Source organism: Bacillus sp. EB600, assembly GCF_024494385.1.
In the GTDB taxonomy this organism is placed as follows: Bacteria; Bacillota; Bacilli; order Bacillales; family Cytobacillaceae; genus JAEVLT01.
In genome coordinates this window covers 35,560-59,553 of sequence record NZ_JAEVLT010000028.1, presented here as the reverse complement: position 1 = coordinate 59,553, position 23,994 = coordinate 35,560, and the positions used below count along the sequence as shown (strand labels likewise).

Here is a 23,994-nt window from a genome sequence, read left to right as displayed (position 1 = left end):
CTGCGTAACCTGCGCCATGGTATTACACCCTGTTCTAATTTTTCATAAACGCTTTTTGTCATTTTGCTTTTCCTCCTTTGATTTTTAATTAGTTTTGGCTTTTAAGTGTTTGGTTTTGTGATTTCTTTTGACTTGCGAAGCGAGTTAGTTCCCCAAAGAGGGATTATTTTTCCCCTTTTACAAAAAGAACGAAAAACACGCATAGGCAAGGGGTCAAGGTCGCTCTTTACACAAAAAGTTTTTTGCTGTGGGGTGCGCTTTTTAAGCAAAAAGTTTTTGCCCCTTGACCCATTGAATAGCCTCCTTAGCTTCCAGCCGGAAAGGTTCGGGTGTCCTACCGGCTGGAAGGTTAGAAGGCTTGCGCTGTTTTACGATTCGGAAGGCAAAAGGGAAAAATAAACAATAAAAGCAGCCGGCTCGGCTGCATTCCTTTTTTCTTTTATTCATTTGATCTTTCAATCTTTTGGTTTTCTGGTTTTCGGCTCGTTCGGTATGGCGGCGTCAACCGTAAATGGAACAGGAACCCAGGGAATGTTAAGAAAGGCGTTTTTCTTTCTTTACATTCCGTGGTTATCGGTCCATTTAATGCCGAAGCGACACGTACAGAATGTTAGAAAGGATGCTTTTCCCCTTTCTTACAATCTGCAGTGCTGCTGGCTAAAGCAATTTTTAGATTATTAACCAGGGCTTTTTACCGTTATTTCTAAAGAAAAAAACTAATCTAAGGCTAGCTGTCTTGAAACTACAGTGACGGGTCCCGAAGTCAAAACGTAGATTTTATACGCTAAGGATATACAAAAATTTATAAGCTTTTTGTAGCCAATACTTAATGTAAGAATTTGAAGGAAAATTTATCCTTTTGTTGAAGTGATTAAGTGAATGGAGAGAAAGGGGAGACAGGATTTGAAGTATACAATTGATGTGGCTAATTTGCTTGGTACAACACACAGATTAAACAAAGACTGGGTTTTTAGAAAGTTTACCGGAAAATACGAAAAAGAAATCCAGTCGGATGACCTAACTTTTGATGATTATGCAGCTAAGCTTTGGATGCAGACTCATGATTTTATTGAAGTGGAAGGAAAAAGTGTAGAGGTTGATCCAACAAGTTATGATTTAACGGATCCAACTGTTAGTATACGTCCCCACAGAACCGAAAAACCTAAAAATCCTTACATTACGAAAGAAGACTTAAAAAGGGTATTAATTGCAGGAAATGAGCATGACCATAATTCCTTAATTATTGATTTTGATGGGTATCTCCATTTGATTCCGTTTAATCGGGCAAGAGGTGGACCATATGCTGTAAGATTTGAAACGTTTTTAGCTGGTAATGGCTATGTAGGTTCGCAAAGTAGTCTTAATCATATAAATGATACTTATTTGAGCTTATTGGAAGGTTGGCTAGAGCATTTAGTAGGACATGATAAAATTTATAGGAATTATCCAAGCGACCAAACAAAAGAAAAGCTCATTGAAAAAATTAACGAGGCTATAAACAATTTATAATATTTTGCATACAAAAGCATGGGTCCAATAAAGGATTACCATGCGCTTCTTTATATTGGGGACCTACCAAGATGAACTTCAGATTTAAGCTAACTGCCAGCCTTATACTGAGTTTAAATAAAAAAAGACTGCTATCCTCTGGAAAGGAATTAACAGCCTCAAAACAGGATTCATATTTTTAGGGGTACCATTATTTTACATATAATAAGTCGGAACTTTCAAGAAAATTATCAGCTGCGTATGCAGTTTTTTTATGGATCAAGATCATGAACGAATGTAACATAATAGATGTTTTGTTCCATTGGGTGAATCGTAGATCTTTTGCTTATTAAATGGCAAGATAGTTCAATAAATGAAAGAAGAACCTTTCTTATTAATGCTTAATTTTACTTTTATTATGTATCGTAATGAATAAAAAAAGACCGTATTATGGTCTCGATTATTGATTAAGAAAATCTCTAATTTCATCAACTGATATTCCTAACTCTAAAGCCTCCTTAATAAGTTCCACCCATTCTTTATCCAGTTCTTTTTCAGTAGCTAGAGTAATCAAACTAAATCCCCCCAAAAGTGTGCTATTTTAGGCAGCCCAGCCGTCATAGCGTCAACCTTAGACCTGTTTGCTTTGCATCCCAATCTTTCGAAAGGTTTGCTTTCTAATCAATATTTAATTAATTGTATAAATTTTACTACAAATGTTCACTATATCGAACAAATATAGTTCCCGAAAGTTCGACATTAAGAAATAAATTTACCAAATACGACGCTATTCGAAGTTAATGCGCACAAGCTTAGCCCACTAACGGGTGCTTGAGATGAATAAGCGTCAGGTTGCATGAGCAGCTTTTTTTGTGGATTCAGATGCTAAAAATGAATGTTACATAATGGTGTTTTGTTACATTGGGTGAATTGCAGATCTTTTGTTTACTAAGCTGACGTGGCAGTTTAATTCAAAAGACATATATGAAACCATCAGATTAGAATTTATAAAAACTACACATTATAAACACTAGAGGTGGTACAGTTGAAAAAATCAAAATTACTTTTAGTTCTACTAATTCTTCCTTGGTTAACCGTCCCGTTCCTAGGTGTAAATGCTTTTAAAAAATATCTTCCTTCAGCACTATTCATTTGTACGTTTACAAAGGCATTAGATATGTTCGGTGAAAAAAAGAAATGGTGGCGTATTTATAAAGGTATCGGTCCCTTAGATAGTATGAACTTTTTTAATTGGGGTCCTTACTTTGTTTCTGCTCTTTGGATGTTAAAAATGTCTTACGGTAAATTTCCGTTATATTTACTCATTAATGCAATTAATCATATAATATTTACCTTCTTTGGCTTAAAACAGTTAAAACGTTACAAAATTGCCTTAGTTAATATAAAAAAATTTCCATATTTAATGTTGCTCACTTTGAGAGAGTTAGTTCTATATGGTTTTCAATTGATAAGTGACTTAAAAAAATCAAATTATAAAGTATAGAAAACCAAATTTTTAGTTTTTTTATTTCAATAATTTGTGAAGGATTGTACTTAAAGAAAGATCAGGCTGCACCAGCAGCTTTATTTATGGATTCAGAAGAAAAAATGAATGTAACATAATGGATGCTTTGTTACATTGAAATACAAGGCCTTTGTTTCTTAAGCTAATGAGCAGGAGTGTTTAAATAGATAATGAAAAAGGGACTAATTTTAGCATTAACGGGTTCCCTTTGAGGTGCAAACTTAGCAGATCACATCATATTTTTTGTAACTAATATCAATGGAATTCTTTGATTAAATAACGCCAATAAACGCAAAGAAGGGATAGCTTATTGGCTATCCCTTAAATTCTCTATCGACTACCTTTAATTAAATAAATTTGTTGTCTGTTTTTATTGAGTGTCTTCGTCGCTTTTGTACTCCAAAATATCACCTGGCTGACAATCCAAAGTCTTACATATCGCTTCTAATGTTGAAAAACGAACCGCTTTTGCTTTCCCATTTTTCAGAATGGAAATATTTGCCATAGCAATTCCAACCCTCTCCGAAAGCTCCGTTACGCTCATTTTCCTTTTAGCCAACATTACATCAATATTGATGATAATCGCCATGTTATTCACCTCAGATCGTTAAATCATTTTCTGATTTTATATTAATAGCTTCTTGTAAAAGTCTTTGGAGAACAGCAGCAAAAACGGCGATCACCATAGAGGCGAAAATAATGACCAATCCCATTGGTATGAAACTTGGAGGGTCAACTCTCTTCCCCATGAGATAGTAGAGTGGCATACCTAGCAGGTACAAGGTACTGATTGTGATGGCACAGTATTTTATATTCTTTAAAGCCTTTACCGATAATTCCGAGAACGCTTGGTTCTTATCAATATAGCTTAAAAGTTTAAAAACTTGATACAGAGCAAAGTAAAAAGGTATCGCTGCCGTGTACATATCGATTAAAACGAGAGATTTCATATAAGCAATATCTGGATACAATTCTCCAGCAAAGTTCCCGATCTTAGGCACCAAAAATATGCACAATGCAAGAATTGGGATTCCAATAAGAATAACAGCTATCTTCAAAAAGAGCGTTGTTCCTTGTTTCATAAAAAGCACCTCTCTTATTTAATGTCATTCTTGACTTTAACACATAATTTATCGTTTTACAATAAATTTGTATCGTATTTTATTATATTGTTATCGTTATAGAAATATCCTTTTAATTTCAGACAAAGATAAAGAGCATTTCTTATAACAAAGAAATGCTCTAACTTTAAAATGTTAAATTTACAACTTGTTCAACAAAACTACCAAATAGTTTAATAAAGCAAATCAACAACGAAAGATAACAGAACCTACTTAAAATAAATAATATCCTTCGTAATTCACAGTAAAAATCACATGTTAATTCACAGTTAAATTCACAGTTAAATTCACACTGTACAATAATTATTTCCATATTCGAGAATTGGTATGCGAAATAATGATTGAATTTTAATAAAAACATCAAAGAGCGTAGTAATATCAAGGAAATAAAAAACGTGAATTCATGTGTGAATTCACGTTAAAAATGTATTGTGAAATTGACTTTTGCACCCCAAAAGAGAACCCGTTATTTTAGCATTAGGTCCCTTTTTTTGTGTTAAATCAATTTTTCAGTTGTTTATTGTATTTTATTTCCATCTCGGGGATATTAAATTTGATTGATTAAATAGTTAAAAATACGGTTTAAGGAGTAAGTTTATGTATAAACATAATAAACAAATAGCATTCTCATTAGCAATGTTAATCATTCCGTGGCTGACTGTTCCTTTCATGGGAAAAAAATCATTTTTTAGGTTTTTACCTGTAGCAAGTTTTATTAATTTATTCCTAAGTGTTTTTAGTGTAATTGCTAATAAGAAAAGATGGTGGAAAAATAAAAATCCCTTATTTTCTGGTGTTCCTATGGATTTTTCATTTATATTAGGTCCTTATTTTGTAACCACACTATGGGTGTTTAAACTAACATACGGCAGTTTTCTCAAATACTTAATTACAAATGCAGTATTGGATTATATTTGTGCTTTTCCTTTTTATGCTATTAATAAAAAAGTTGGAATATTTGAGTTTAAAAAAATGACACGTTCTATGTGGTATTTTATATGTGTGTCTTTAGCAATTATTATTTATGGGTATCAGTACATTGTTGAACAAACAATTAAGAAAGCAAATAATTCCCAATCAGAATTATGAGTAGCTTTTAATTGTTTGTTATTGAACTGAAGGGTGTTAAATTTAAAAATATCAGCTGCAGATGCAGCTTTTTTTATGTCTTAAGTAAAAAAACGAATATAACTTAAAGGATAAAAAGTTACATTCAATATGTTGAAAATATTGGCCTTGACCATTCGATTTTTTTGAATGTAACGTTTATAAAAATATGTTACATTCAACTGATTTGCTCATGCATACCCTATTCATTCTTGGTTTACATAAAAAAACCTCTAGGAAGTTGGCAAATTTAAAACCCCTTGAGCTACAAGGGGTTTTTGTTTGACCGTTTTTCTGGATTATGCAGGATTTTATACATTCTCGTCATAACAAGGGTTTTGGAATCTTTTTAAATCGGCTCTGACGCTTCATTTTGTATAAAATCCTGCATAAAAAGAGGAAGTTCTATTTTAGAACGGGGTCTATGCCTTTATATTTAAACTCGCCACATAATTCAGATTATGTTAATGGTTTTGTCCTCAAAAAAATCCTAGTGAAAGAGCCCTTCCATCCTTAATTTCTCAACATATTTTGTAAGGATTAAGTATATAAAGGAGGGTATGAAATGTTTGGATATGGTGGATACGGCGGATATGGTGGTGGCTTTGGCTACGGCGGCGGTTTCGGTTTTGGCGGCGGTTTTGCGTTAATCGTTGTATTGTTTATCTTGTTAATCATCGTTGGAGCAGTTATCTGTTTCTAAGTAAAAACCAATTACGCTTATCTTAAAAATACAAAAAAAGCCCTTGCAGGGCTTTTTTATTTGAGACTATTCCTATTGAGATGATGTGGTATGGGATACGTTTGACTATGCTATGGGTTTACGGCTACTTTAGCTTATGCATCAGTTTAAGTTAATAGCCATTGGGTTAAGCCTTATTTTTAAGTAATATCAAGATAGAAGGAATTTTCAAATGAATTGACTTAAATCAGCACTTGTCCATTCATTTTAATCTCTTGTACATATGTTATTATTACTCCATCATAGCCATAAAACATAAACATTACCTTCCCAGGAACGTTTGCCTTATACAGCAGACGTTTTTTGTATTTTAGACAAGAGTTGATTTAGACCTAAACATATGATGATTGTCCAATCAACTCTTGTCTAAAAAAATATAAATACATAGAACAGTGTTTATATTTGGAATCCAATAGGTGGTCAAAAATATGGGATTTGGTTACGGCGGATTTGGTGGTTGCGGTGGCTTTGGCTACGGCGGTGGCTTCTATGGAGGCAGCACTTTTGTATTAATCGTGGTATTGTTCATTCTCCTGATCATTGTAGGTGCAAGTATGGTTTATTAATCCAAACAGTATGAATAGGGCAAGTTAAGTCCTTTAGTGCTGGAGGTGTTATAAAATGAGTGATGGGCACGGAACTTCTGGTTTTGCGCTAGTCGTGGTATTGTTCATTCTCCTGATCATTGTTGGGGCTTCTTTTATGTTCTACTAAAATGGATTTGATCGGGAAAAAGGCTCCTTATAAGGGGCTTTTTTGTTTGACAAATTCCAAGCTTCTAAAGAACAAACAAGTAAGAAGAGCGCCTGCTTGTACATTTATCAGGCAGGAAAAAACGGTTCGAAATTTCGGAAATTTCTGTTGATTTCCACAAATTTCCAGTTTTTAATTATACTTTAAACGTGTAAAACACATTTCGAGCGTTGGAAAATCCAGCATTCGATCTATGCTCGCTATTAACATTTAAATTTTATAATCCTGTAAGTAATGAGTAAAGTTATTCTATAGTACAAATAGATTCAATGGAGTATAAAGTAATGGTTTTCTAGCTGAAAGTTTGAAACGTCTAAAATATACCTTTAAATGCGTAAGAAGGGTACCTCAATTTTGGGGTACCCTTTTTTACATATCCCAGAAATCACTACTTTTTACATTTGGATCAATGCATGTCTTACATTGATCGTTTATGCAGGATTTTATACACCTATGATAAATCAACGTTTTTGGCTTTTGAAAAAGCCTGGATGCTGCATAAAAAAGAGAGGTTTTATGCAATTTATTTTAACCATCCTTGTCTTAAAAAAAAAACAAAATACTGTTTATCGTTGTTGCTACCAAATAGAGCAAATTTCTTCACACTGCTAATGTTTTTATGTTAAGCTTTGCTGAAACATAGGGGCGATGAATATGTCCATATGTTTACAGTTGTTAGCCAATGGGGAAGATAATAATGTGAACTTGGAAAAGGAGGAATGAAGAATGGATGTTCCATTAACATCAAAGGAAGTCATTACTCAGATCCAGAAGTTACAGAACGAAGGTCAATCTCTAAAGAAAAAAGAGGTAAAACAACTTTATCCTGATTTAATGCGGAGTGCTTTGTATTACTACCCAAGTTGGCAACAGGCCCTAGAAGAAAGTAAAACAGGCTAATTTACATTAAAACATTAAAAAACATGACCCTCTGTTAACAAAAAAGGCCATCCTATTGGATGGTTTTTGTTTTGTTTCTTTTAAACAATTTATAAAAATAAAAGAGTGATTGTCCGTTAATTTGGCAATCACTCTTTTATTACTTAAAAATTCGCCTATTTTGGCTATTGTTTTAATTAAGTAATAGGGATTGATTGTAGCCTAACAGGGTTGAAATGACTGTACAAGTCTCCTGGATACCTTAGAACAGGTAAATGATTCTACATATCCCAAAAGTCTGTGTAATCTATCTTTGAATCATATTTTTTTAAAGCTCTAACAATCTTTTTTGCACCCCTACAGTCGGTTCGTTTTCTTCAGGCTGACATAAACGACTAATTGTACTTTTACTAACCCCACTTTCATTTGCTATTTCTTGTTGCGAAATAGAATGGTCATCTAAATATTTACCGAACCGGGATCTCCTCTTAACAAGCCCAAACAATGCAGTTACCTCCTTGCTAAATATTATTTTTATCCTTTTTGTCTAATTTTATCATTTTTAAAACAATCTCCAATTTTTTAAATTAAATTTTTTTATTGGAAAGTTGGACAAGGAGTAATCCATAACATTTGCTAAGGACATTGCAGGCGTCATATGACGTCAAGCAAGTATAAGGAGGATAGAAGCGATATGTATCGACCAACGGTCCGTTATAACGATAGTTTTAAATCTTATATAGACAATCTTTTCAATGCTACCCATTTAGACCGAAATCAGCTAATAAGGGCGGTACTTTTTGCGGCTGCACACTCAAAAGAGTATCGAAGTATTTTAGAAAAATATAAAAAAGCTGACGTCAGCCTCCCTCAAGCTGATTGGGGGCTGGATGAAGAAGAGTGCTGGAAGAGGGGACAAATCCCTTAATGTAGAGTTTTTTACTTTAAATTACCATTTGTAAGAAAAAGTAAATTTGCAGTTTTATATGTTACTATTTTGTTAGAGGTGGTATGTTTTGTTTGTTTCACCAATGTTGTTACACAAAATTTATCATCCCTTTGATGATGATAAATATATAACGGAGCTTAAATTAGACGGGATACGATTGATCCTTTCCAAGTTCAATAACACCATAAAGCTTTATACCCGACACAATAACGAAGTAACTTCTAAGTTTCCCGAACTTCTTCATATTGATATTCCTGACGGTACTGTGTTAGATGGAGAAATCATTGTAACCGATACACAAGGTAAACCAGATTTTGAAGCCATGATGGAAAGATTTCAGTCACGAAGATCTGAACACAACATTCAATATTGTGTGTTCGATATGATCTATTTTGAAGGAAAGAAATTAACGATTCCATTAGTGGAAAGAAAAGTACTCCTCGATTCGGTTCTTAAACAAACCGAAACGATTGTTAAGGTTCAATGGATGTACGGCAATGCAGAAGCTTATTTTGATGTTGTAAAACAAAACGGGCTAGAAGGTATTGTGCTGAAAAAGGCATCATCGAAATACCAAATAAATAAACGCTCAAAAGATTGGTTAAAAGTCATCAACTATCAATATAAGGATGTAATCGTAACCGGTTTAAGGAAAGATAAATTCGGGTTGTTGCTCTCAGTCGAGGAAAATGGTCATCTAAAACCAGGTGGGATAATGGAGTTTATGGTCCCTGAAGCAAAGAAAGTATTTTATAAACAGTATCAGGAGCTAAAAAAGGAAGAAAACAAGAAGTTTATCTTCCTAGAACCCAAAATAAAATGCCGCGTAAAGTTTAGAAATTACACAAAAGCAGGTCTATTGAGACTCCCCTCTTTTGTAGAGTATATATCTTAAAGGTCAGTCCGCTTGGACAGACCTTCTTTTTTAAACCTTAACCTAATTAAAGTATGTACTTTTTCATAAAACACAAGTGAAATTATTGGTCTATCTAAATTGCCTTTTTTTAATTGATTGAAAAGATATTGTGGCATTTTAACAGATTTTAAATTAGTAATTTCATTTTCTAAAAGGGGAGGGATTATATCTCAAAAAAGATACCCATTTCCCTTTAAAATTACCTCAAAGCGGTCATTAACAGTGGTTTTCATGAAAAAACTTTTGCATTGTTTTAATTCTGAATATGGGTCCTTACCTCTCCTTTTATTTTATTTTAATGTAGGCAGTGAAGGCTTAGGACTGTTATTAAACGCATCCCAATACCAAAGGCCATAGTTGCTTTTCAATCTGGAAAAATGGTCTATTTTAAACTGCCTATGCAGGTGATACTCGGTATCGCTTTCAGACATGCCAAAAACTTCTACTATGGTAGGTAGTTCCGTATCAATAAATAACCCATCAGGTACTAATCCATTCCATTTTGGATGATACTTCGTGTCAATCGGTCTCTGTACCAGTCGCCTTTGAGAACAGAATAAATCATATGCTTCGCGCTCAAAAGAACTCTCAATTGGTACTCCATAATCATTAATGGGGAGCAAGCCAATACTAACAAAGTGAGGGGCACGCCCTGGTCCTGTGCTTTTTACAAAACCACCTACAAAATAGGGGCCGGTTGAGACATTGACGGAATTATTAACCTCTTCCCATAACACTTGTTTTACTGTAAATTTCATGCTGCTATCATTTAACGGATTCTCCAAGATAAGTAAAACTTGGTCACCTGTTTTTATAATTTCTTTCAACGGGAACAAAACGAAAGGATTAAACTTATTATTAAAAAATTGCTCTATATAATAAATACGGCCTGTATTACCTCCACTAAATAGTAAGTCTTGTATGTTAGTATTCTTAGAAATAAAAAATTTCTTTGTTGTGGATTTAATGATCTGATTGAAAATTGTTTTAATGGTAGGGTATTTGGTCCTACCTTGAAAGAACATATAATCATTCCATGCTTTAGTGACAATCAGTTTTATAAGTTGGCTCGTAGTAAGTTTACTAGCACTTTTCCCCAATCCATCATTGTTGGTTACTGTTCCATTAGAAGTAGGAGCAGCTTTTTTATTTAATTTCTTGTAATCATGAGCTGCAAGATTAACATGAAAATTACCATCCTCGTCTTCCTCGCAGTTCTTTATATAGCTGGAACCTGTCGAGATAGTGTTTTCGGTAAAAAAATGACAAGTTTCAGCGTGGTTTCCTGCTTGTTTTGGAAAGCTTTTCAGGTAATAAGAATCAGATACAGTTATATAACTCACACTCATTTTAATAGGGTTGGTATTGCAACAACAAAAAAGCTCTATCCTTTTGTGACGATACTGTTCATACAAAGACTTAAGCATGTCTTTCTTAAAATCTTGGTCGAGCGATAACAATGTATGATAGGTAAGCTGTGTTGAATTTTGTTCTTTAACATTGCGTATTTCTAGTATACCTGCCATAAAAACCTCCATTATACATTTGGTTTGTTTAGGAAGAATAAAAAGAAGGGAGGATGGTAGTGGTACATAATTGCATTTGAAGCTCGAAAACTGGTTTACCTGCTTGTTATAATTGTCATTTTTCCTCCGCATATCTAAAGCCTCAGTAGCTAATCTGGCTTTTTCTCTTGTTGTATCCATGTAGAGTAAGAAAATATCCAAATCCAAAGATGTATTTCCAATTTAAGAAATAATCAATGGAATATCTCCATTTGTTTGTTCTGATAGGTTCATAGAATAAGTATGACTTAGCTTTGGGGGACATTCAAGCTGGCATCTCCAAAAAAAAACGCCTTAGAGCGCTGTTAAGATTAGAGATTTCTAATTTTTTACATGGAATAAACACTCTGTAATTGCCTTAAGGTTGTTTTCGGTAAAACCATACTTTTATGCTTTTGTTAGTAAATGAATCAAAAGGAATGAAATGCTTTGACCGATCCCAGCGGATAAACCTGTTATCACCCGAAGAGTATTGTTGCTTGTATGCCATCTTTTCCATTGTGTGTATCCATCGACAACCATCGGTATATTAAGTACGATTCCTAACCAAAAAGCTACATGAATATGAAATAATAATAAAGGGATAAGGAATAAATAGCCAAGCAGAACAGACATGCAGCGACTGCAAATTGGAAAGTATTTTCCGTTAATGCAAATGGTCCGGTATTTTCTCCGATGGCATGGGACAAACTGAAGCGTTATGATGTCATGAAATAGTTCACGTACCACAATCAAACCCTCCAATATCGAATCCGCTGCAGTCATGTCCGTGTCCGCAATTTCTTTTATCACATCCCGTCTGTTTCCTTTAATTCCCTTATCACCTTCTTGATGTCTTCCTCGAATTTTCTCATGTCTTCGATTTCTTTTTCGAGTTCTTTTCTCTCTTTCTTACTCATTCATTTTTTCAATTTTTTCGGCTTTTCTAATTGAAAATGCCTATGGCGAAATTAAATAGTTCCCTTCTTTGTCTACAGAGTATCGAATATCGTTTGTATCAATCCATTTCTTTATAGTATCAGCACTCATTCCAAGCTCTTTGGTTGCCTGATCAATGCTATTCCCCTTCTTTGTTTTTAAGCTACTTCGCATTACCACTTCTTAAAAATAAATAAAAGCGCCCTAAAAGGCGCTTTCATGTTTAATGTTGTTTTGGGGTGCGAGGCTGGCAGGAAGAATACAAGGCTAAACGGTTTGAACGGTAAACTGGTCCAGTACAAAACTTTTAATGAAATCAAAAATAGGTTTCATTAAAAATAAGAAATATTCGCTGACTTGTATGTTTTTATAGCTTATTCAAAAAGGAAATGGAAAATAAATATTGAACTATAGATCTAGGAAGATTTAATCTTGGGTGGGAAGAAAGCTATGAATCTATTCCAATATCAAGGACAAGAGGAAGATCATTATACAAACATTCTTAAGAATATACTTGGACTCAATTCATGTTATTTGGTAAAGGGATTCTTAAAAGCCCTTATTCCGAAGCAAGCAAGTCATTTTAATTTTCAAAATGTATTTATTGATATAAGTATAAGAAAAAGATACTGCCCTAGGGAAATGAAAAAATTCCAATTTATTATTGGGATTGCGCCCATAAACAAGCCATTAATGACCATACTGCTTATGAAGATAATTCAGGATTCATTCCTGATACGTGGATATGTGGTGAAAATTTTAACTTGTTATTCGAATTTAAAATTAGAGGAATTTTAGATGAGTCACAACTGGCTGCTCATCTAAAACTCTGGGAAAAGACTGTGAGATTATCCTATTGGAATGGGCTCATGTAATACCTTAAAAATTATTTACATAGAAAGTGATAGCAACGAGAAGTTTTTAATTTCCCAGTTTCTTGAGGTTACAAAATCATTTAAATCTAAGAGAAAGGCCTCTGGAATGCTTAAAAAAGTCATTAGTCATATTAGCAAAGAAGATGACCTACATTTCATCATCACAGGGAGCAAGAAACTAAAAGTTTACACTGTAGAACAAGTATATTAGAACGAAAAGATCCTATTAAACAATGAATTAATTGGAATACAAGAGGCGCTAAGATTTATTGCTAATCATGTTTTTACTAACAAAAATCAAATTCCATTATCTTTTGATGGATTAAACACCGAGATTTCTGATTATTGTATGGTATCAGGAAGAGATCAAAGGAAAAATCAATGGAATCAATGGAGATTAGGAGCTTTCTTAACCTCGATTGATTAAAGGAAACTAAGAACGATATTGAGCAAATCGAGGTGTCAATATGAATGAACCAAGAGCTATCGGAACATTCTTGAAGGATGACGGAAAAATATTGAGAAGTAAAACGCGCCTACAATGGGGAGAATCTAAACAATCGATCGGTTCGGTTATTATGTTAAATCCTGGTTCAGCAACCTTAAAATCAAATAAGGAATGGGTAACATTTCTGAACTCAAGTATGAAGACAGTTAGTGGGGAGTTAAGTCTTGATCCAACAATGAAACAGCTTAGTCGAATGATTAGGGAGTTTTATAGTGATAACAAAAGACTGGAAGGAAGCTTATATATTTATAATTTATTTCCGTTAAGGGATCCGGACATGGAGAGTGCCAAAAAAGAGTTTACATTAGTTCGAGACAAAGTCACACACTGGAATGATCCAATTATTAAGGAATGCCTATCGATCGATCACCCCTGGTTTCTTTTAGCATGGGGATGTGGTCATCCTCCGGCTTTCGAACTTCCCATGAATCAATGGTATAACGCAATCACCAACCGTAATTCCATTATATTCGGTAGAAAAGGCAAAAAAGAATGGGATTATTATCACCCTTCTCCACCTGTACAAAGCGGAAAGGACAAATACCTTATGGAAATTAAGGAGTTATATCATCATTGGTTTAAAGGCACTAAGGACGACGAGCCGAATAACAAGGGAACCGGGTTGATTTTTATACCTAGCAATGGACCAGAGGACTGGGGAGACCTATTAGCAAATAAGGTTAAACAATTTAAAACAGGATATTCAGCAAAAACGTTAGCCTATAGCTGGGAAAAACAAAATGGTTTTCCTCGAGATGTTGAATCAGTATTTCATGCATCTGGAATTGAGTTATTTAAAACCATTGAAATGCTGCTAGGTATACCAGAATATAGGGTTCCATTACCAGGAGGTAGTCGCGCCTCTCAGAACGATATCTTTGTCTTAGCAAAAGGGAAATCACATCAACAAGAACAGTTAGTTGCAATTGCCGTAGAAGGAAAAGTAAGTGAGGATTTCGGTCAAACCACCGGAGCTAAGCTAGGTCAAGAACCCAGTAGTGGTTTAAGAAAAAGAGTAAACTTTCTACTTGAGACTCTTGGATTAGACAAGTTATCTTCCGAAGAACTATCTGTAATACGCTATCAACTGTTACATAGAACAGTCTCTTCTATTCTCCTTGCAAAGAAATTTACGGCTCCAAATGCAGTAGTGTTAGTTCATTCTTTTAGTGAAAAAGACAATGGATATAAAGATTACGAAATGTTCTTAGCTCTCTTTAACTTAAAAGCCTTTAAAAATCGTATCATTGGTCCAGTTAATATTAATGAAATTAATGTATATTTTGGTTGGGTGTGTGGAAAAAATTATTTTTAAAGTATTACCTTAGAAAATCTATAAAGACCAGATATTGTTTTAGTTATCTAGTCTCCTGTAAATTTATCTGGCAAATCTACCCGTTTTTCCTATGATTGATAATACTCTGGCTTACTAACCTTTTTTCAAACGACTTTTCTCCTGCTCGCAATAATCTTCAACTGTTAATTTACTCCAATAGGGGGTACCTGCAAGTTCTATATCTGCCTTTGGCAGCTTTCCTCGGCTGTAATACACATTTAATTTCCGTTTATCGTAATGTAAGCCGTTTTCAGACAAAAAGTCAGCAAACTGTTTTTGATTGAAATAATTGTCATTTGGTTCCCGAAGAATAGAAAAGGTTGGTTTTTGAATTAAATACGTGTCCTCTCGAAAGAACTGAACCATTAATTCTAATGCGAATTCAAGCCATTCATCATCCAAATATTCATATAACCATCGTATATTAAAACTTTCATATTCTGGAGCCTCAAAAAACCAAGCTAATTTTAAAAAAGTAGCTTCTACTTCAGTTAAACCTTTTAATGCTTCTTTCACTAAATCAATATTCTCATATGCCTTTAATCTGCCTTTAAACTTCGGAAAAGTTTCAACGATGCGTTTGGTTGAGCTTTTCATCTTATCACCTCATGTTGACTTAGTCAACAATAGAATAAAACAAAAAGTTGACTAAGTCAACTTCAAAACAGCAACCCCAAATCTAAATATAAAAATCCTACTATTGGTTTTTGTAAGTATTTAAGAAGTTTTGTCGCAACTATTCCAATTATATGAGATTTCTCGCATAATATTGCTTGTATGCAAGTTAATTATGCACTAACCCATAACGGCCAAGGGAGTTATGATAATGTTTGTAGAGGACGATGAATTAGATTCAATGAAATCATTCAGATCCTTTTGATCCTTTTGATCCACGATCTGTTCAAAGTCACATGGTTGTCCCAGTGTTATCCCTCTTCGTCTAGCAACGGAAATGATTAGACCTAATTCATAATACATAGTTTTTGTTAATAAGCCTTTTTCAATGTTTTTCATCATTTCATCATAAAAAGCGATTAAAAAATCAGTAGGCAGCTTTTCATAAAAATCCACTATTACATCTCCCTTATAATAAATGTAGGAAAATCTTTTTGGACATTAATAGATCTGTTCAAACTTCATTATAAATCGAAGATTGTAAAATCTTTGTCGATTTAATTGAACATTTATTTACAGTTCAATTAAATTCATTGGTCAATACCAATAGAGCAATAACAGCTTCCTAGGGTTTAATGCTTTATCTATGCGCAGCATTGATGAAGCCGTCTTGTTGGGGCTCGATGCCCCTAAACAAGACGAACGACCACAAAAAAAATGAAGATATAAAGAAGAGGGAGAATTTCCCCCTCTCCTTCGAATCTTAGATGTATCCTTTCTCTTTCAAGCTGCAGTATTCAGCATTGGCATTCACAATCAGGTGATCAAGGACTTCGATGCCCAGAATCTTACCTGCCTCTACTAACCTGCGCGTTACCTCAATGTCTTCTCTCGATGGTTCAACATTTTGGGATGGATGCTGATGACTTACAATGATGGATGCACTATTATTCAAGATAGCAGACTTGAACACTTCTCTTGGCGTAACAATACTGGAATTTAGACTTCCTACGTGACAACGATGGACAGCAACTACACGATTTTTTGTATTCAAGCTCATGACAAAGAATACTTCACGATCATCATCTCCAATAAATTGAGAGGCTATTTTCGCCCCATCTTCAGGGGAGCGAACAATGTATTGTTCTCCTCCTTCAACCTCTTGAATGACTTGTTTAATACGTTGAATTTCATACACTTTTTCCATTTGTAACACTCCCTTTCTTTGTTTGAGAAGAGAGCAATGATGGGCGCAAACCGTGTGAAGGGTTCGCTTACGAAGAAGCGAACTTGCCAGGCAGGCATAGGCAACGGGCCGGCTTTTTGCCCGTTGTCGTTCAAAATCGAGTAAAGCCCAATGACTTAGGGGCAGTTGGGAAGCGTTTTTTGCTTCCGTACTGCCCCTTAGCCTACTTGGCTTTGCCGATTTTGTTTGCCTGGCGCCCGCCCTTCACACGGTCATAAGCCCACTCATTATAATGAGGAGAACAAAGAAGGCTTACTACAGTCCGAGCGTGGCGGTCAAACATACCTAAAGGTATAGGACCGCCTAATGGCATTAGGGCTCGAAGCCCTTTTTCCATTAAAAAACAGGGCCTGAGCGTCCGAGGCGAATAGCTACCGAAAGGTAGCAGCATCGGTTAATAAACGAGGCTCGACGCCGAGTTTTTTAACTAAAAAGCGATCTTTATTCAACAGGATTTCGATTGAAAGACTGTTAATAAAAATCGCGTACTGTCTCCTTGCGTAAGCTTGGAGGCAGTCGGCCTTTTTGGGGATTCGATGTCCCCAAAAAGCCGTCAAAACTCTTTAAATCATATGGAGCAAAGCGAAGCAAACGACACGATTCCTGGCGTTAGCCGGGAATTTTTCATTGTGTACGGTACACTTTTTAAGATAACAGAAAAAAAGGGAGAACTCAGTCCCCCTCATTCCTCTCTGTGATTTCTTCCAGGATGGATTCGAGCCACTCGATGGCTTCTTGTTTGCTGCTGAAATCATCGGTAAGTCGGACAAACTGAGTGATAACTTCGTCCTCTTGAAAGAATCTTCCTACATAATAGCCTGTGCTTGACTTTGCAACCTTCAACCCATAATAACTTGCTTTCATTCTCCATCACTCCTTTTTTGTTTGACCTCTCTAAATCTTTGCGAAAAGGGCTGTCAACGGGCTTGAAGTTTGTGAAGTTTTTTAAGCGCTCTTCTTAAAAAAGTTCACAAAGTTTGCGAAGCGTAGCGTAGCACCCTTGACTGCCCTAATGAGCAAACGATTACAATGAGGAGAACAAAGAAGGAACTAAACTTGGGCTGAGGAGCATATAAAGCGATCCAACGGGCTACCGTTGGCTGGGTTTGGGCGAGGAGCCCAAGGTCTTAAAGGTTTTCGGCTCGTTCGGTATGGCGGCTTGCCGTAAATGGAACAGGAACCTACGGATTGTTAAGAAAGGCGCCCTTCCCTTTCTTTACAGGCCGTGGTTATCGGTCCATTTAATACCGAAGCGACACGTACAGAATGACAGAAAGCGCTCTTTGCTTTCTGATCAGTCTGTAGTGCTGCCGCCTAATTTAATTCCTATATTCCTTTATCCTAAATCTTTAAATCTCTAATTCTAAAGAAAAAATGCAGCCTTAAGGCTGGGTTTTTAAGGAAAATAAAATAGGAGTGACTACTATTTATAAATATTTACTATCAAAACTTTTGAATTAAGGATTTCATGATGCTAAAGTTTATTAAGTTTAGTTTACATTGATTCCTCCTATACATATGTACTTTGGGAACTTTGGTTAAAACCCATAAGAATTTTAAGATGGGTACAGTAGAAGCCTTGATAAGTCTTGACCTAGATAATCCAGTAGCCATTTAAAGTGTATCCCCAATTCTAACCTTTCTGGGGTCCAAAGCAAAAAACGCGAATTTTGTACGCTAAGCGAACCTCAACCTAAAAAAATCGGTTCCCTGTACGTTAAGGAACCGACTTTTTAAGTGATCACTTTATGACCTATTATCATTCAATATTGAGGGGGTATGTAGAATGATTACTCTCATATTTAAAAGTCCCATTTACTTTTTAATCATAGACAGCAGTATTTTTTCCATTTCTTCTTTGGACAAAACATCTGCAATCATAACGATTTTATAACCTTTTTCTGAAACTGATATTCTCATTCCTTGAATATTGGTGTCATCTGAATGGTCATAATCAATTTTATAATTTTTTAGCATATATGAATCTGTTTTCTCAAAGTCCCACATTTCTAGCTAGTCTTTTTGACTGTTATCTATTTTTTGCTGAATAGTGTAAAATCCAAATTCTCCGTTTTTATATTCCAATTTAACAACGGGATCTTTCTCAATATGATTTTTCTCAGTCTTAATGTCTTCTTTCTTTAATTGATACCCTTCTGGTATTATACTTCTCTTCATTTTTTAGATTTATTATAATAAATATCAAAAAGGACTCGAATAGAATGTAGGATTATTTCTCCTTTTATCAAATTGAAAGATAAAAGGAGATTTATTTTATTCCTTTTTCAAACGATTTTTCTCGTGCCAAACTAATTAATACCCCAACCTATTATGCAGAATTCGAAGTAGTTTAAATAAGTAAATTATTAACATGAATGTACCGTATATTAATCCTGACTCATGGACAGGTTAGCAAAAATTCCCGTTGCCTTAGCGACTAGTTCGTTATGGTCATTATAAATAAAACAATCCAGATGATTTAGGGTTTTCCCCTTTTTTATTAAATGAGCATCCGCAATAAGGAGCTCCCCTTTTGCTCCTTTTAAATAAGTTGTTTTAAGATCCACTGTTACAACGGACTGGCAGTTGTTTTCAACTTCAAATGTTTCACATGTATTACCCATCGCAAGGTCAGCTAGTAAACTAATGATCCCCCCATTAACAACTCCTACTGTATTTAAGTATAATGACTGTACTGGCAAAATTACTTTTAAATTAGTTTCACTTATTCTTTCGTATTGACAATTTAATAAATTATCAAATTGGTTTTTTATAAACTTGGTTTCCATTGTTCTCACCCCAGAAATAGATTTACGTTTAAAAGTGGTCTCAATCATAATGTACAATCTAAAAAAAGAGACCCGCTCTTTAATAAGATTGACTTTATTTTTAATCCTGAAGGAATGGATAATTATAGTGTTTAGTTCCTACTACTCCCCTGAAGAAAACAGTTATACTTTTTCAATCACAATAGCAATACCCTGACCTCCGCCAATACAAAGGGACGCTAGTCCATAACGTGCATTACGTGTATGCAATTCGAGCGCCAGTGAATAGGCAATACGCGCACCACTTGCTCCAACTGGATGTCCTAGTGCAATTGCTCCGCCATTAACGTTTACTTTCATCGGATCGATATTCAGTTCCTTAATAACAGCAAGGGATTGGGCTGCAAACGCTTCGTTTAATTCAAACAAGTCAATATCGGCTAAGGAGAGTCCAGCTCTCGAAACAGCGAGTTTACTGGCTGGAACAGGTCCGATACCCATTACGTTTGGATTTACACCGGCGATTCCCCATGATTTTATTTTGGCAAGCGGCTTTACAGTTGGATGCTGTTTCAAAAAGCTTTCTGATGCAACGACAAGGGCCGCAGCACCATCATTAATTCCACTTGCATTTCCTGCGGTTACCGTACCATCCTTTTTAAAAGAGGGTTTTAATTTACTTAGTTTCTCTATCGATGTATCCGGTTTGATAAGTTCATCTTCCTTGATTGTCTTTTCCCCACGACGCCCCTCTGAAATAACAATAGGTACAATTTCTTTTGCTAATCGTCCAGATTTCGTAGCAGCAGCTGCTTTTCGATGAGAAGAAACGGAAAATTCATCCTGTTCTTCTCTAGTAATATCATATTGCTCCGCTAAATTTCCAGCTGTTACTCCCATGCCACAACCAATGTATTCATCAGTCAATGTTGCCCAAAGCATATCATCAAGTTCAGGCGCTTTTAAACCGGTACCAAAACGTGTTTGACGCAGTACATGCGGGGACTGGCTCATATTTTCAGTTCCACCGACAAGTGCCGTTTGTCCGTCTCCTGCCATAATAGATTGTGTAGCTGAAATGATCGATTGCATACCAGATCCGCATGCCCGGCTTAGTATCAATGCCGGGGTTTCTTCTGGAATGCCTGCTTTTAAAGCGATATGCCGCGCTAAATAGGAAGCTGATTTTGATGTATGAATCACATTTCCAAAGAATACGTGATCAATTTCATTCGGTTGAATGTCACTTCTTGAGAGTGCCTCTTTTCCTGCAATTACTCCAAGATCAATATCAGTAATTGATTTTAGTCCCCCACCGAACGTACCAATTGGCGTCCTTGCTCCTTCAATGATATAAATTGGTTCCATATTCATTGTCCTCCGTCTCTCTTGTTATTTTGGTTTACTAGATATTTCTACGGTATTGTCCTCCGACTTCATATAAGGCTGCTGTGATCTGACCAAGGGATGCTACTTTTACGCACTCCATTAATTCTTCAAAAATATTGCCGTTTTGAAGGGCCGCTTGCTTTAACTTTTTAAGCGTACCCGGGCATTTCTCTTTGTTTCTAGCCCAGAATTCATTAAGATTTCGAATTTGAGTTTCTTTTTCTTCTACTGTCGAACGTGCTAACTCAATTTCATAAGTATTCTCTTCTGCATTCGGGTTAATGAATGTATTGACACCAATAATTGGTAACTCTCCAGAATGCTTTTTGTGTTCATAGTAAAGGGACTCTTCTTGGATTTTCCCGCGTTGATACTGTGTTTCCATCGCGCCCAGCACACCTCCGCGATCATGAATCCGTGTAAATTCATCTAATACTGCTTCTTCAACCAGGTCCGTAAGTTCATCAATAATAAAAGCTCCTTGCAGCGGGTTTTCATTTTTCACGATACCCAATTCTTTATTAATGATCATCTGGATGGCCATCGCCCTTCGGACAGAGTTTTCTGTCGGTGTTGTAATCGCCTCGTCAAATGCGTTCGTGTGCAAGGAATTACAGTTGTCATAAATGGCTATCAATGCTTGCAGGGTTGTACGGATATCATTAAAGTCCATCTCTTGTGCATGGAGGGAGCGGCCCGATGTCTGGATATGATATTTCAGCTTTTGGCTGCGTTCATTCCCGCCGTATTTATTTTTAATGCCCGTTGCCCAAATCCTTCGCGCAACCCGTCCCATAACCGTGTATTCAGGATCTAATCCGTTGCTGAAAAAGAAAGACAGGTTCGGTGCAAAATCGTCAATATGCATGCCCCGGCTTAAATAATATTCTACAAAGGTAAAGCCATTCGCCAAGGTAAACGCCAATTGCGAAATAGGATTTGCTCCCGCTTCTGCAATATGATAGCCGCTTATACTAACGGAGTAGTAGTTACGGACCTTATGATCAATAAAGTACTGTTGAATGTCCCCCATCATCTTTAGGGCAAATTCCGTTGAGAAGATGCAGGTATTCTGCCCCTGGTCCTCTTTTAGAATGTCCGCTTGCACTGTGCCTCTTACTGTTTGCAGTGTCCATTCCTTGATTTTTCCAAATTCCTCTTCGTTCGGCTGGCGCCCGTTTTTCTCAACGAACTTTTCAAACTGCTGTTCGATGGCCGTATTCATGAACATCGCCAAAATGATCGGTGCCGGTCCATTAATGGTCATGGAAACACTTGTCGATGGGTGGCATAGATCAAATCCCTTATAGAGCTTCTTCATATCATCCAATGTACAGACACTTACACCGCTGTTGCCAATTTTCCCATAGATGTCAGGCCGGTAATCGGGATCCTGCCCATACAAGGTGACACTGTCAAATGCAGTCGATAACCGCTTTGCCTCATCATTTTGACTAAGAAAATGGAAGCGGCGGTTCGTGCGGTCCGGTGTCCCTTCTCCAGCAAACTGGCGCTTCGGATCTTCATTTGTACGTTTAAACGGAAATACCCCTGCTGTGTACGGGAAATAACCAGGAAGGTTTTCTTTTAAGAGCCAACGGAGAATTTCCCCGGGATCCTCGAAATTGGGTACACTTACCCGGGGGATTTTATTTCCGGATAATGATTCGGTATATAGCTCAGTAACCATTTCCTTATCCCGAACCTTTGTAACTAGTTGATTTTGCCGGTAGGCTTCCCTAATTTTCGGCCACTCTTCCACCATCTTTTTGCATTCCGGATCAATCTTTAGTTCATAATGAGCAATCATTTCATCCAGCTTCGCCGTAAAGGTTTGCGCTTCTTCCTTTGACATCACGTTCGTACTGTTACCCTCGATTAATTCCTTGGTTCCTCGCAACTGGTACAACTTACGAACAAGATTGACTTGTTCTTCCGAAAATTTACGGTATTGATAAACCGTTTGGACGATTTCTCCTAAATAGCCGGTACGGTTTGGCGGGATAATTAAGTTTTGCTTCGTTACTTTTTGAATTTCGCTGTCATAATTAGTTGACCAGCTGCGATCCGTCTTCTCTTCGACCAGCTTCATTAAATTTGCAAAAAGAACGTTTGTCCCGGGATCATTAAATTGGCTTGCAATCGTTCCAAATACAGGAAGCTTATCATCAGGGACTTCAAACAGCTGACGGCTGCGCTGATACTGCTTGCGCACGTCGCGCAAAGCATCTTCTGACCCGCGTCGTTCAAATTTGTTGATGACGATGAGGTCAGCAAAATCAATCATATCGATTTTTTCAAGCTGTGTGGCAGCTCCAAATTCGCTTGTCATTACATACATGGCCAGATCACAAATTTCAACGATTTCAGAATCCCCTTGTCCAATGCCGCTCGTCTCTACAATAATGAAATCATATCCGGCTGCTTTGACGACATTAATGGCTTCCTTTGTAGCATTACTTAACTCGGACTTGGACCCCCGGGTAGCCAAACTGCGCATATAGACGCGAGGGTTGTTTATGGCATTCATCCGTATTCGGTCACCTAATAATGCTCCCCCTGTCTTCATCTTGGAAGGATCTACGGATATAATAGCAATGGAACGGTCCGGGAATTGTTCCAAGTAACGGCGAACTAACTCATCCGTCAGTGAGCTCTTTCCCGCTCCCCCTGTTCCAGTAATTCCTAAAATAGGGACCTTTGGAGCTTCTACCAGCAATCGTTCCAAAGCAGCGGAAACCATTTCTTCCCCCTTATTTTCCATCAGAATTTCTTCGGCAATGGTAATTAACTTCGCAATGGCGCCCCAGTTTTTCTCATTTATTCCGGCAATTTCTTGTTCAAGTTGCCTTGGCGTTTGAAAATCACTTTCCCGAATCATATGATTGATCATGCCCTGTAACCCAAGGTCCCGTCCATCATCTGGTGAAAAAATTTTTGCAATTCCATATTCTTGCAATTCCCTTATTTCAGAAGGAACGATGACCCCGCCGCCGCCTGCAAATATCTTAATGTGGCCTGCCCTTTTTTCCTGAAGTAAATCATACATATACTTCAAATATTCCACATGGCCGCCTTGATAAGAGCTCACTGCAATCCCCTGGACATCCTCTTGGATTGCGGCATTGACAACCTCATCTACAGAACGGTTATGTCCCAGATGGATTACTTCCACACCTGAATCCTGAAGGATGCGGCGCATAATATTAATAGCCGCATCATGGCCATCAAATAATGCCGAGGCAGTAACAAATCGAACATTATTTGTGGGGCGAAAAATTTCTGTCTCCATCT

Annotated in this window: 25 protein-coding genes, 1 pseudogene and 1 riboswitch; of the genes and pseudogenes, 10 read left to right on the top strand and 16 right to left on the bottom strand. The window is 36.4% G+C overall.

All coding sequences use genetic code 11. The features are described 5' to 3' along the window. The first annotated feature begins 903 nt into the window (after positions 1–903). On the top strand, positions 904–1,509 hold the full coding sequence (locus JN080_RS21400) for a hypothetical protein (RefSeq protein WP_256238006.1): 606 nt from the start codon (positions 904–906) through the stop codon (positions 1,507–1,509). 439 nt (positions 1,510–1,948) lie between these two features. Here JN080_RS21400 and JN080_RS21395 read toward each other — a convergent pair whose 3' ends face one another. Further along, positions 1,949–2,062 (bottom strand): anti-repressor SinI family protein, encoded by a 114-nt coding sequence (locus JN080_RS21395; protein ID WP_256238005.1) that lies wholly within the window; start codon positions 2,060–2,062, stop codon positions 1,949–1,951. A 27-nt stretch (positions 2,063–2,089) separates the two neighbouring features. Further along, a riboswitch (cyclic di-GMP riboswitch) is annotated at positions 2,090–2,173 on the bottom strand. A 360-nt stretch (positions 2,174–2,533) separates the two neighbouring features. On the opposite strand from JN080_RS21395, the gene JN080_RS21390 reads away from it, so the two are divergent. Continuing rightward, positions 2,534–2,992 (top strand): hypothetical protein, encoded by a 459-nt coding sequence (locus JN080_RS21390; RefSeq protein WP_256238004.1) that lies wholly within the window; start codon positions 2,534–2,536, stop codon positions 2,990–2,992. Between the two features lie 391 nt (positions 2,993–3,383). On the opposite strand, the gene JN080_RS21385 is transcribed toward JN080_RS21390, so the two are convergent. Next, on the bottom strand, positions 3,384–3,602 hold the full coding sequence (locus JN080_RS21385; RefSeq protein WP_256238003.1) for a helix-turn-helix domain-containing protein: 219 nt from the start codon (positions 3,600–3,602) through the stop codon (positions 3,384–3,386). 10 nt (positions 3,603–3,612) lie between these two features. Continuing rightward, positions 3,613–4,095, bottom strand: a complete 483-nt coding sequence (locus tag JN080_RS21380; RefSeq protein ID WP_256238002.1) for a DUF2975 domain-containing protein — start codon at positions 4,093–4,095, stop codon at positions 3,613–3,615. Positions 4,096–4,731: 636 nt separating this feature from the next. Between JN080_RS21380 and JN080_RS21375 the strand changes: the two genes are divergently transcribed. From JN080_RS21375 to JN080_RS21355, 5 genes and pseudogenes are all read left to right on the top strand, one after another. Then, on the top strand, positions 4,732–5,223 hold the full coding sequence (locus JN080_RS21375) for a hypothetical protein (protein ID WP_256238001.1): 492 nt from the start codon (positions 4,732–4,734) through the stop codon (positions 5,221–5,223). Between the two features lie 598 nt (positions 5,224–5,821). After that, positions 5,822–5,944: pseudogene (locus JN080_RS21370) on the top strand (YjcZ family sporulation protein); the annotation flags it as partial. A gap of 467 nt (positions 5,945–6,411) precedes the next feature. Then, positions 6,412–6,549, top strand: coding sequence for a YjcZ family sporulation protein (locus JN080_RS21365; RefSeq protein WP_256237999.1), 138 nt, complete (start codon positions 6,412–6,414; stop codon positions 6,547–6,549). Positions 6,550–6,604: 55 nt separating this feature from the next. Further along, positions 6,605–6,697, top strand: a complete 93-nt coding sequence (locus JN080_RS21360; protein ID WP_256237998.1) for a YjcZ family sporulation protein — start codon at positions 6,605–6,607, stop codon at positions 6,695–6,697. Positions 6,698–7,462: 765 nt separating this feature from the next. Beyond that, a complete protein-coding gene (locus JN080_RS21355) occupies positions 7,463–7,636 on the top strand; it encodes a hypothetical protein (RefSeq protein ID WP_256237997.1) in 174 nt (57 codons plus the stop codon). Between the two features lie 307 nt (positions 7,637–7,943). Here the strand turns inward: JN080_RS21355 and JN080_RS21350 are convergent, their stop codons facing one another. Next, a complete protein-coding gene (locus JN080_RS21350; RefSeq protein WP_256237996.1) occupies positions 7,944–8,120 on the bottom strand; it encodes a helix-turn-helix domain-containing protein in 177 nt (58 codons plus the stop codon). A 189-nt stretch (positions 8,121–8,309) separates the two neighbouring features. Between JN080_RS21350 and JN080_RS21345 the strand changes: the two genes are divergently transcribed. Further along, complete coding sequence (locus JN080_RS21345; RefSeq protein ID WP_256237995.1) at positions 8,310–8,543, top strand: hypothetical protein; 234 nt, start codon at positions 8,310–8,312, stop codon at positions 8,541–8,543. A gap of 88 nt (positions 8,544–8,631) precedes the next feature. Then, on the top strand, positions 8,632–9,459 hold the full coding sequence (locus JN080_RS21340) for an ATP-dependent DNA ligase (protein WP_256237994.1): 828 nt from the start codon (positions 8,632–8,634) through the stop codon (positions 9,457–9,459). A gap of 311 nt (positions 9,460–9,770) precedes the next feature. On the opposite strand, the gene JN080_RS21335 is transcribed toward JN080_RS21340, so the two are convergent. The 3 genes from JN080_RS21335 to JN080_RS21325 form a co-directional block, all read right to left on the bottom strand. Continuing rightward, positions 9,771–11,006: a DUF1173 family protein gene (locus JN080_RS21335; protein ID WP_256237993.1), complete on the bottom strand. Its 1,236-nt coding sequence runs from the start codon at positions 11,004–11,006 to the stop codon at positions 9,771–9,773. Positions 11,007–11,432: 426 nt separating this feature from the next. Then, positions 11,433–11,837, bottom strand: a complete 405-nt coding sequence (locus JN080_RS21330) for a DUF2085 domain-containing protein (RefSeq protein WP_256237992.1) — start codon at positions 11,835–11,837, stop codon at positions 11,433–11,435. A 147-nt stretch (positions 11,838–11,984) separates the two neighbouring features. After that, positions 11,985–12,137: a hypothetical protein gene (locus JN080_RS21325; RefSeq protein WP_256237991.1), complete on the bottom strand. Its 153-nt coding sequence runs from the start codon at positions 12,135–12,137 to the stop codon at positions 11,985–11,987. Positions 12,138–13,305: 1,168 nt separating this feature from the next. Here JN080_RS21325 and JN080_RS21320 point away from each other — a divergent pair. After that, a complete protein-coding gene (locus tag JN080_RS21320; protein WP_256237990.1) occupies positions 13,306–14,661 on the top strand; it encodes a DUF6946 family protein in 1,356 nt (451 codons plus the stop codon). A gap of 114 nt (positions 14,662–14,775) precedes the next feature. Here the strand turns inward: JN080_RS21320 and JN080_RS21315 are convergent, their stop codons facing one another. The 9 genes from JN080_RS21315 to icmF form a co-directional block, all read right to left on the bottom strand. After that, a complete protein-coding gene (locus JN080_RS21315) occupies positions 14,776–15,279 on the bottom strand; it encodes a hypothetical protein (RefSeq protein WP_256237989.1) in 504 nt (167 codons plus the stop codon). 198 nt (positions 15,280–15,477) lie between these two features. Continuing rightward, positions 15,478–15,753, bottom strand: coding sequence for a hypothetical protein (locus JN080_RS21310; RefSeq protein ID WP_256237988.1), 276 nt, complete (start codon positions 15,751–15,753; stop codon positions 15,478–15,480). A 307-nt stretch (positions 15,754–16,060) separates the two neighbouring features. Further along, the gene (locus JN080_RS21305; RefSeq protein ID WP_256237987.1) at positions 16,061–16,504 is read right to left on the bottom strand and encodes a JAB domain-containing protein; all 444 of its coding nucleotides are present in this window, start codon (positions 16,502–16,504) and stop codon (positions 16,061–16,063) included. A 202-nt stretch (positions 16,505–16,706) separates the two neighbouring features. Then, positions 16,707–16,856 carry a hypothetical protein gene (locus JN080_RS21300; protein ID WP_256237986.1) on the bottom strand — a complete coding sequence of 50 codons (150 nt, stop codon included), beginning with the start codon at positions 16,854–16,856 and terminating at the stop codon, positions 16,707–16,709. Between the two features lie 359 nt (positions 16,857–17,215). Then, positions 17,216–17,407 carry a hypothetical protein gene (locus JN080_RS21295; protein WP_256237985.1) on the bottom strand — a complete coding sequence of 64 codons (192 nt, stop codon included), beginning with the start codon at positions 17,405–17,407 and terminating at the stop codon, positions 17,216–17,218. A 951-nt stretch (positions 17,408–18,358) separates the two neighbouring features. Beyond that, a complete protein-coding gene (locus JN080_RS21290) occupies positions 18,359–18,550 on the bottom strand; it encodes a hypothetical protein (RefSeq protein ID WP_256237984.1) in 192 nt (63 codons plus the stop codon). Positions 18,551–18,930: 380 nt separating this feature from the next. Further along, positions 18,931–19,332, bottom strand: a complete 402-nt coding sequence (locus tag JN080_RS21285; protein ID WP_256237983.1) for a PaaI family thioesterase — start codon at positions 19,330–19,332, stop codon at positions 18,931–18,933. Between the two features lie 162 nt (positions 19,333–19,494). Next, complete coding sequence (locus JN080_RS21280; RefSeq protein ID WP_256237982.1) at positions 19,495–20,679, bottom strand: thiolase family protein; 1,185 nt, start codon at positions 20,677–20,679, stop codon at positions 19,495–19,497. 37 nt (positions 20,680–20,716) lie between these two features. Next, entirely contained in the window at positions 20,717–23,992 is a 3,276-nt protein-coding gene (icmF, locus tag JN080_RS21275) for a fused isobutyryl-CoA mutase/GTPase IcmF (RefSeq protein WP_256237981.1), read from the bottom strand. Positions 23,993–23,994: the final 2 nt, after the last annotated feature.

What these genes read in the sequence shown, in the direction of transcription:
- JN080_RS21280 (WP_256237982.1), bottom strand. Translation starts at nt 20,679, where the DNA reads ATGGAACCAATTTATATCATTGAAGGAGCAAGGACGCCAATTGGTACG.
- JN080_RS21360 (WP_256237998.1), top strand. Translation starts at nt 6,605, where the DNA reads ATGAGTGATGGGCACGGAACTTCTGGTTTTGCGCTAGTCGTGGTATTG.
- JN080_RS21315 (WP_256237989.1), bottom strand. Translation starts at nt 15,279, where the DNA reads ATGAAAAGCTCAACCAAACGCATCGTTGAAACTTTTCCGAAGTTTAAA.
- JN080_RS21290 (WP_256237984.1), bottom strand. Translation starts at nt 18,550, where the DNA reads ATGTGGGACTTTGAGAAAACAGATTCATATATGCTAAAAAATTATAAA.
- JN080_RS21355 (WP_256237997.1), top strand. Translation starts at nt 7,463, where the DNA reads ATGGATGTTCCATTAACATCAAAGGAAGTCATTACTCAGATCCAGAAG.
- JN080_RS21335 (WP_256237993.1), bottom strand. Translation starts at nt 11,006, where the DNA reads ATGGCAGGTATACTAGAAATACGCAATGTTAAAGAACAAAATTCAACA.
- JN080_RS21325 (WP_256237991.1), bottom strand. Translation starts at nt 12,137, where the DNA reads ATGCGAAGTAGCTTAAAAACAAAGAAGGGGAATAGCATTGATCAGGCA.
- JN080_RS21375 (WP_256238001.1), top strand. Translation starts at nt 4,732, where the DNA reads ATGTATAAACATAATAAACAAATAGCATTCTCATTAGCAATGTTAATC.
- JN080_RS21295 (WP_256237985.1), bottom strand. Translation starts at nt 17,407, where the DNA reads ATGAAAGCAAGTTATTATGGGTTGAAGGTTGCAAAGTCAAGCACAGGC.
- JN080_RS21385 (WP_256238003.1), bottom strand. Translation starts at nt 3,602, where the DNA reads ATGGCGATTATCATCAATATTGATGTAATGTTGGCTAAAAGGAAAATG.
- icmF (WP_256237981.1), bottom strand. Translation starts at nt 23,992, where the DNA reads ATGGAGACAGAAATTTTTCGCCCCACAAATAATGTTCGATTTGTTACT.
- JN080_RS21345 (WP_256237995.1), top strand. Translation starts at nt 8,310, where the DNA reads ATGTATCGACCAACGGTCCGTTATAACGATAGTTTTAAATCTTATATA.
- JN080_RS21300 (WP_256237986.1), bottom strand. Translation starts at nt 16,856, where the DNA reads ATGCCATTAGGCGGTCCTATACCTTTAGGTATGTTTGACCGCCACGCT.
- JN080_RS21285 (WP_256237983.1), bottom strand. Translation starts at nt 19,332, where the DNA reads ATGGAAACCAAGTTTATAAAAAACCAATTTGATAATTTATTAAATTGT.
- JN080_RS21305 (WP_256237987.1), bottom strand. Translation starts at nt 16,504, where the DNA reads ATGGAAAAAGTGTATGAAATTCAACGTATTAAACAAGTCATTCAAGAG.
- JN080_RS21380 (WP_256238002.1), bottom strand. Translation starts at nt 4,095, where the DNA reads ATGAAACAAGGAACAACGCTCTTTTTGAAGATAGCTGTTATTCTTATT.
- JN080_RS21320 (WP_256237990.1), top strand. Translation starts at nt 13,306, where the DNA reads ATGAATGAACCAAGAGCTATCGGAACATTCTTGAAGGATGACGGAAAA.
- JN080_RS21365 (WP_256237999.1), top strand. Translation starts at nt 6,412, where the DNA reads ATGGGATTTGGTTACGGCGGATTTGGTGGTTGCGGTGGCTTTGGCTAC.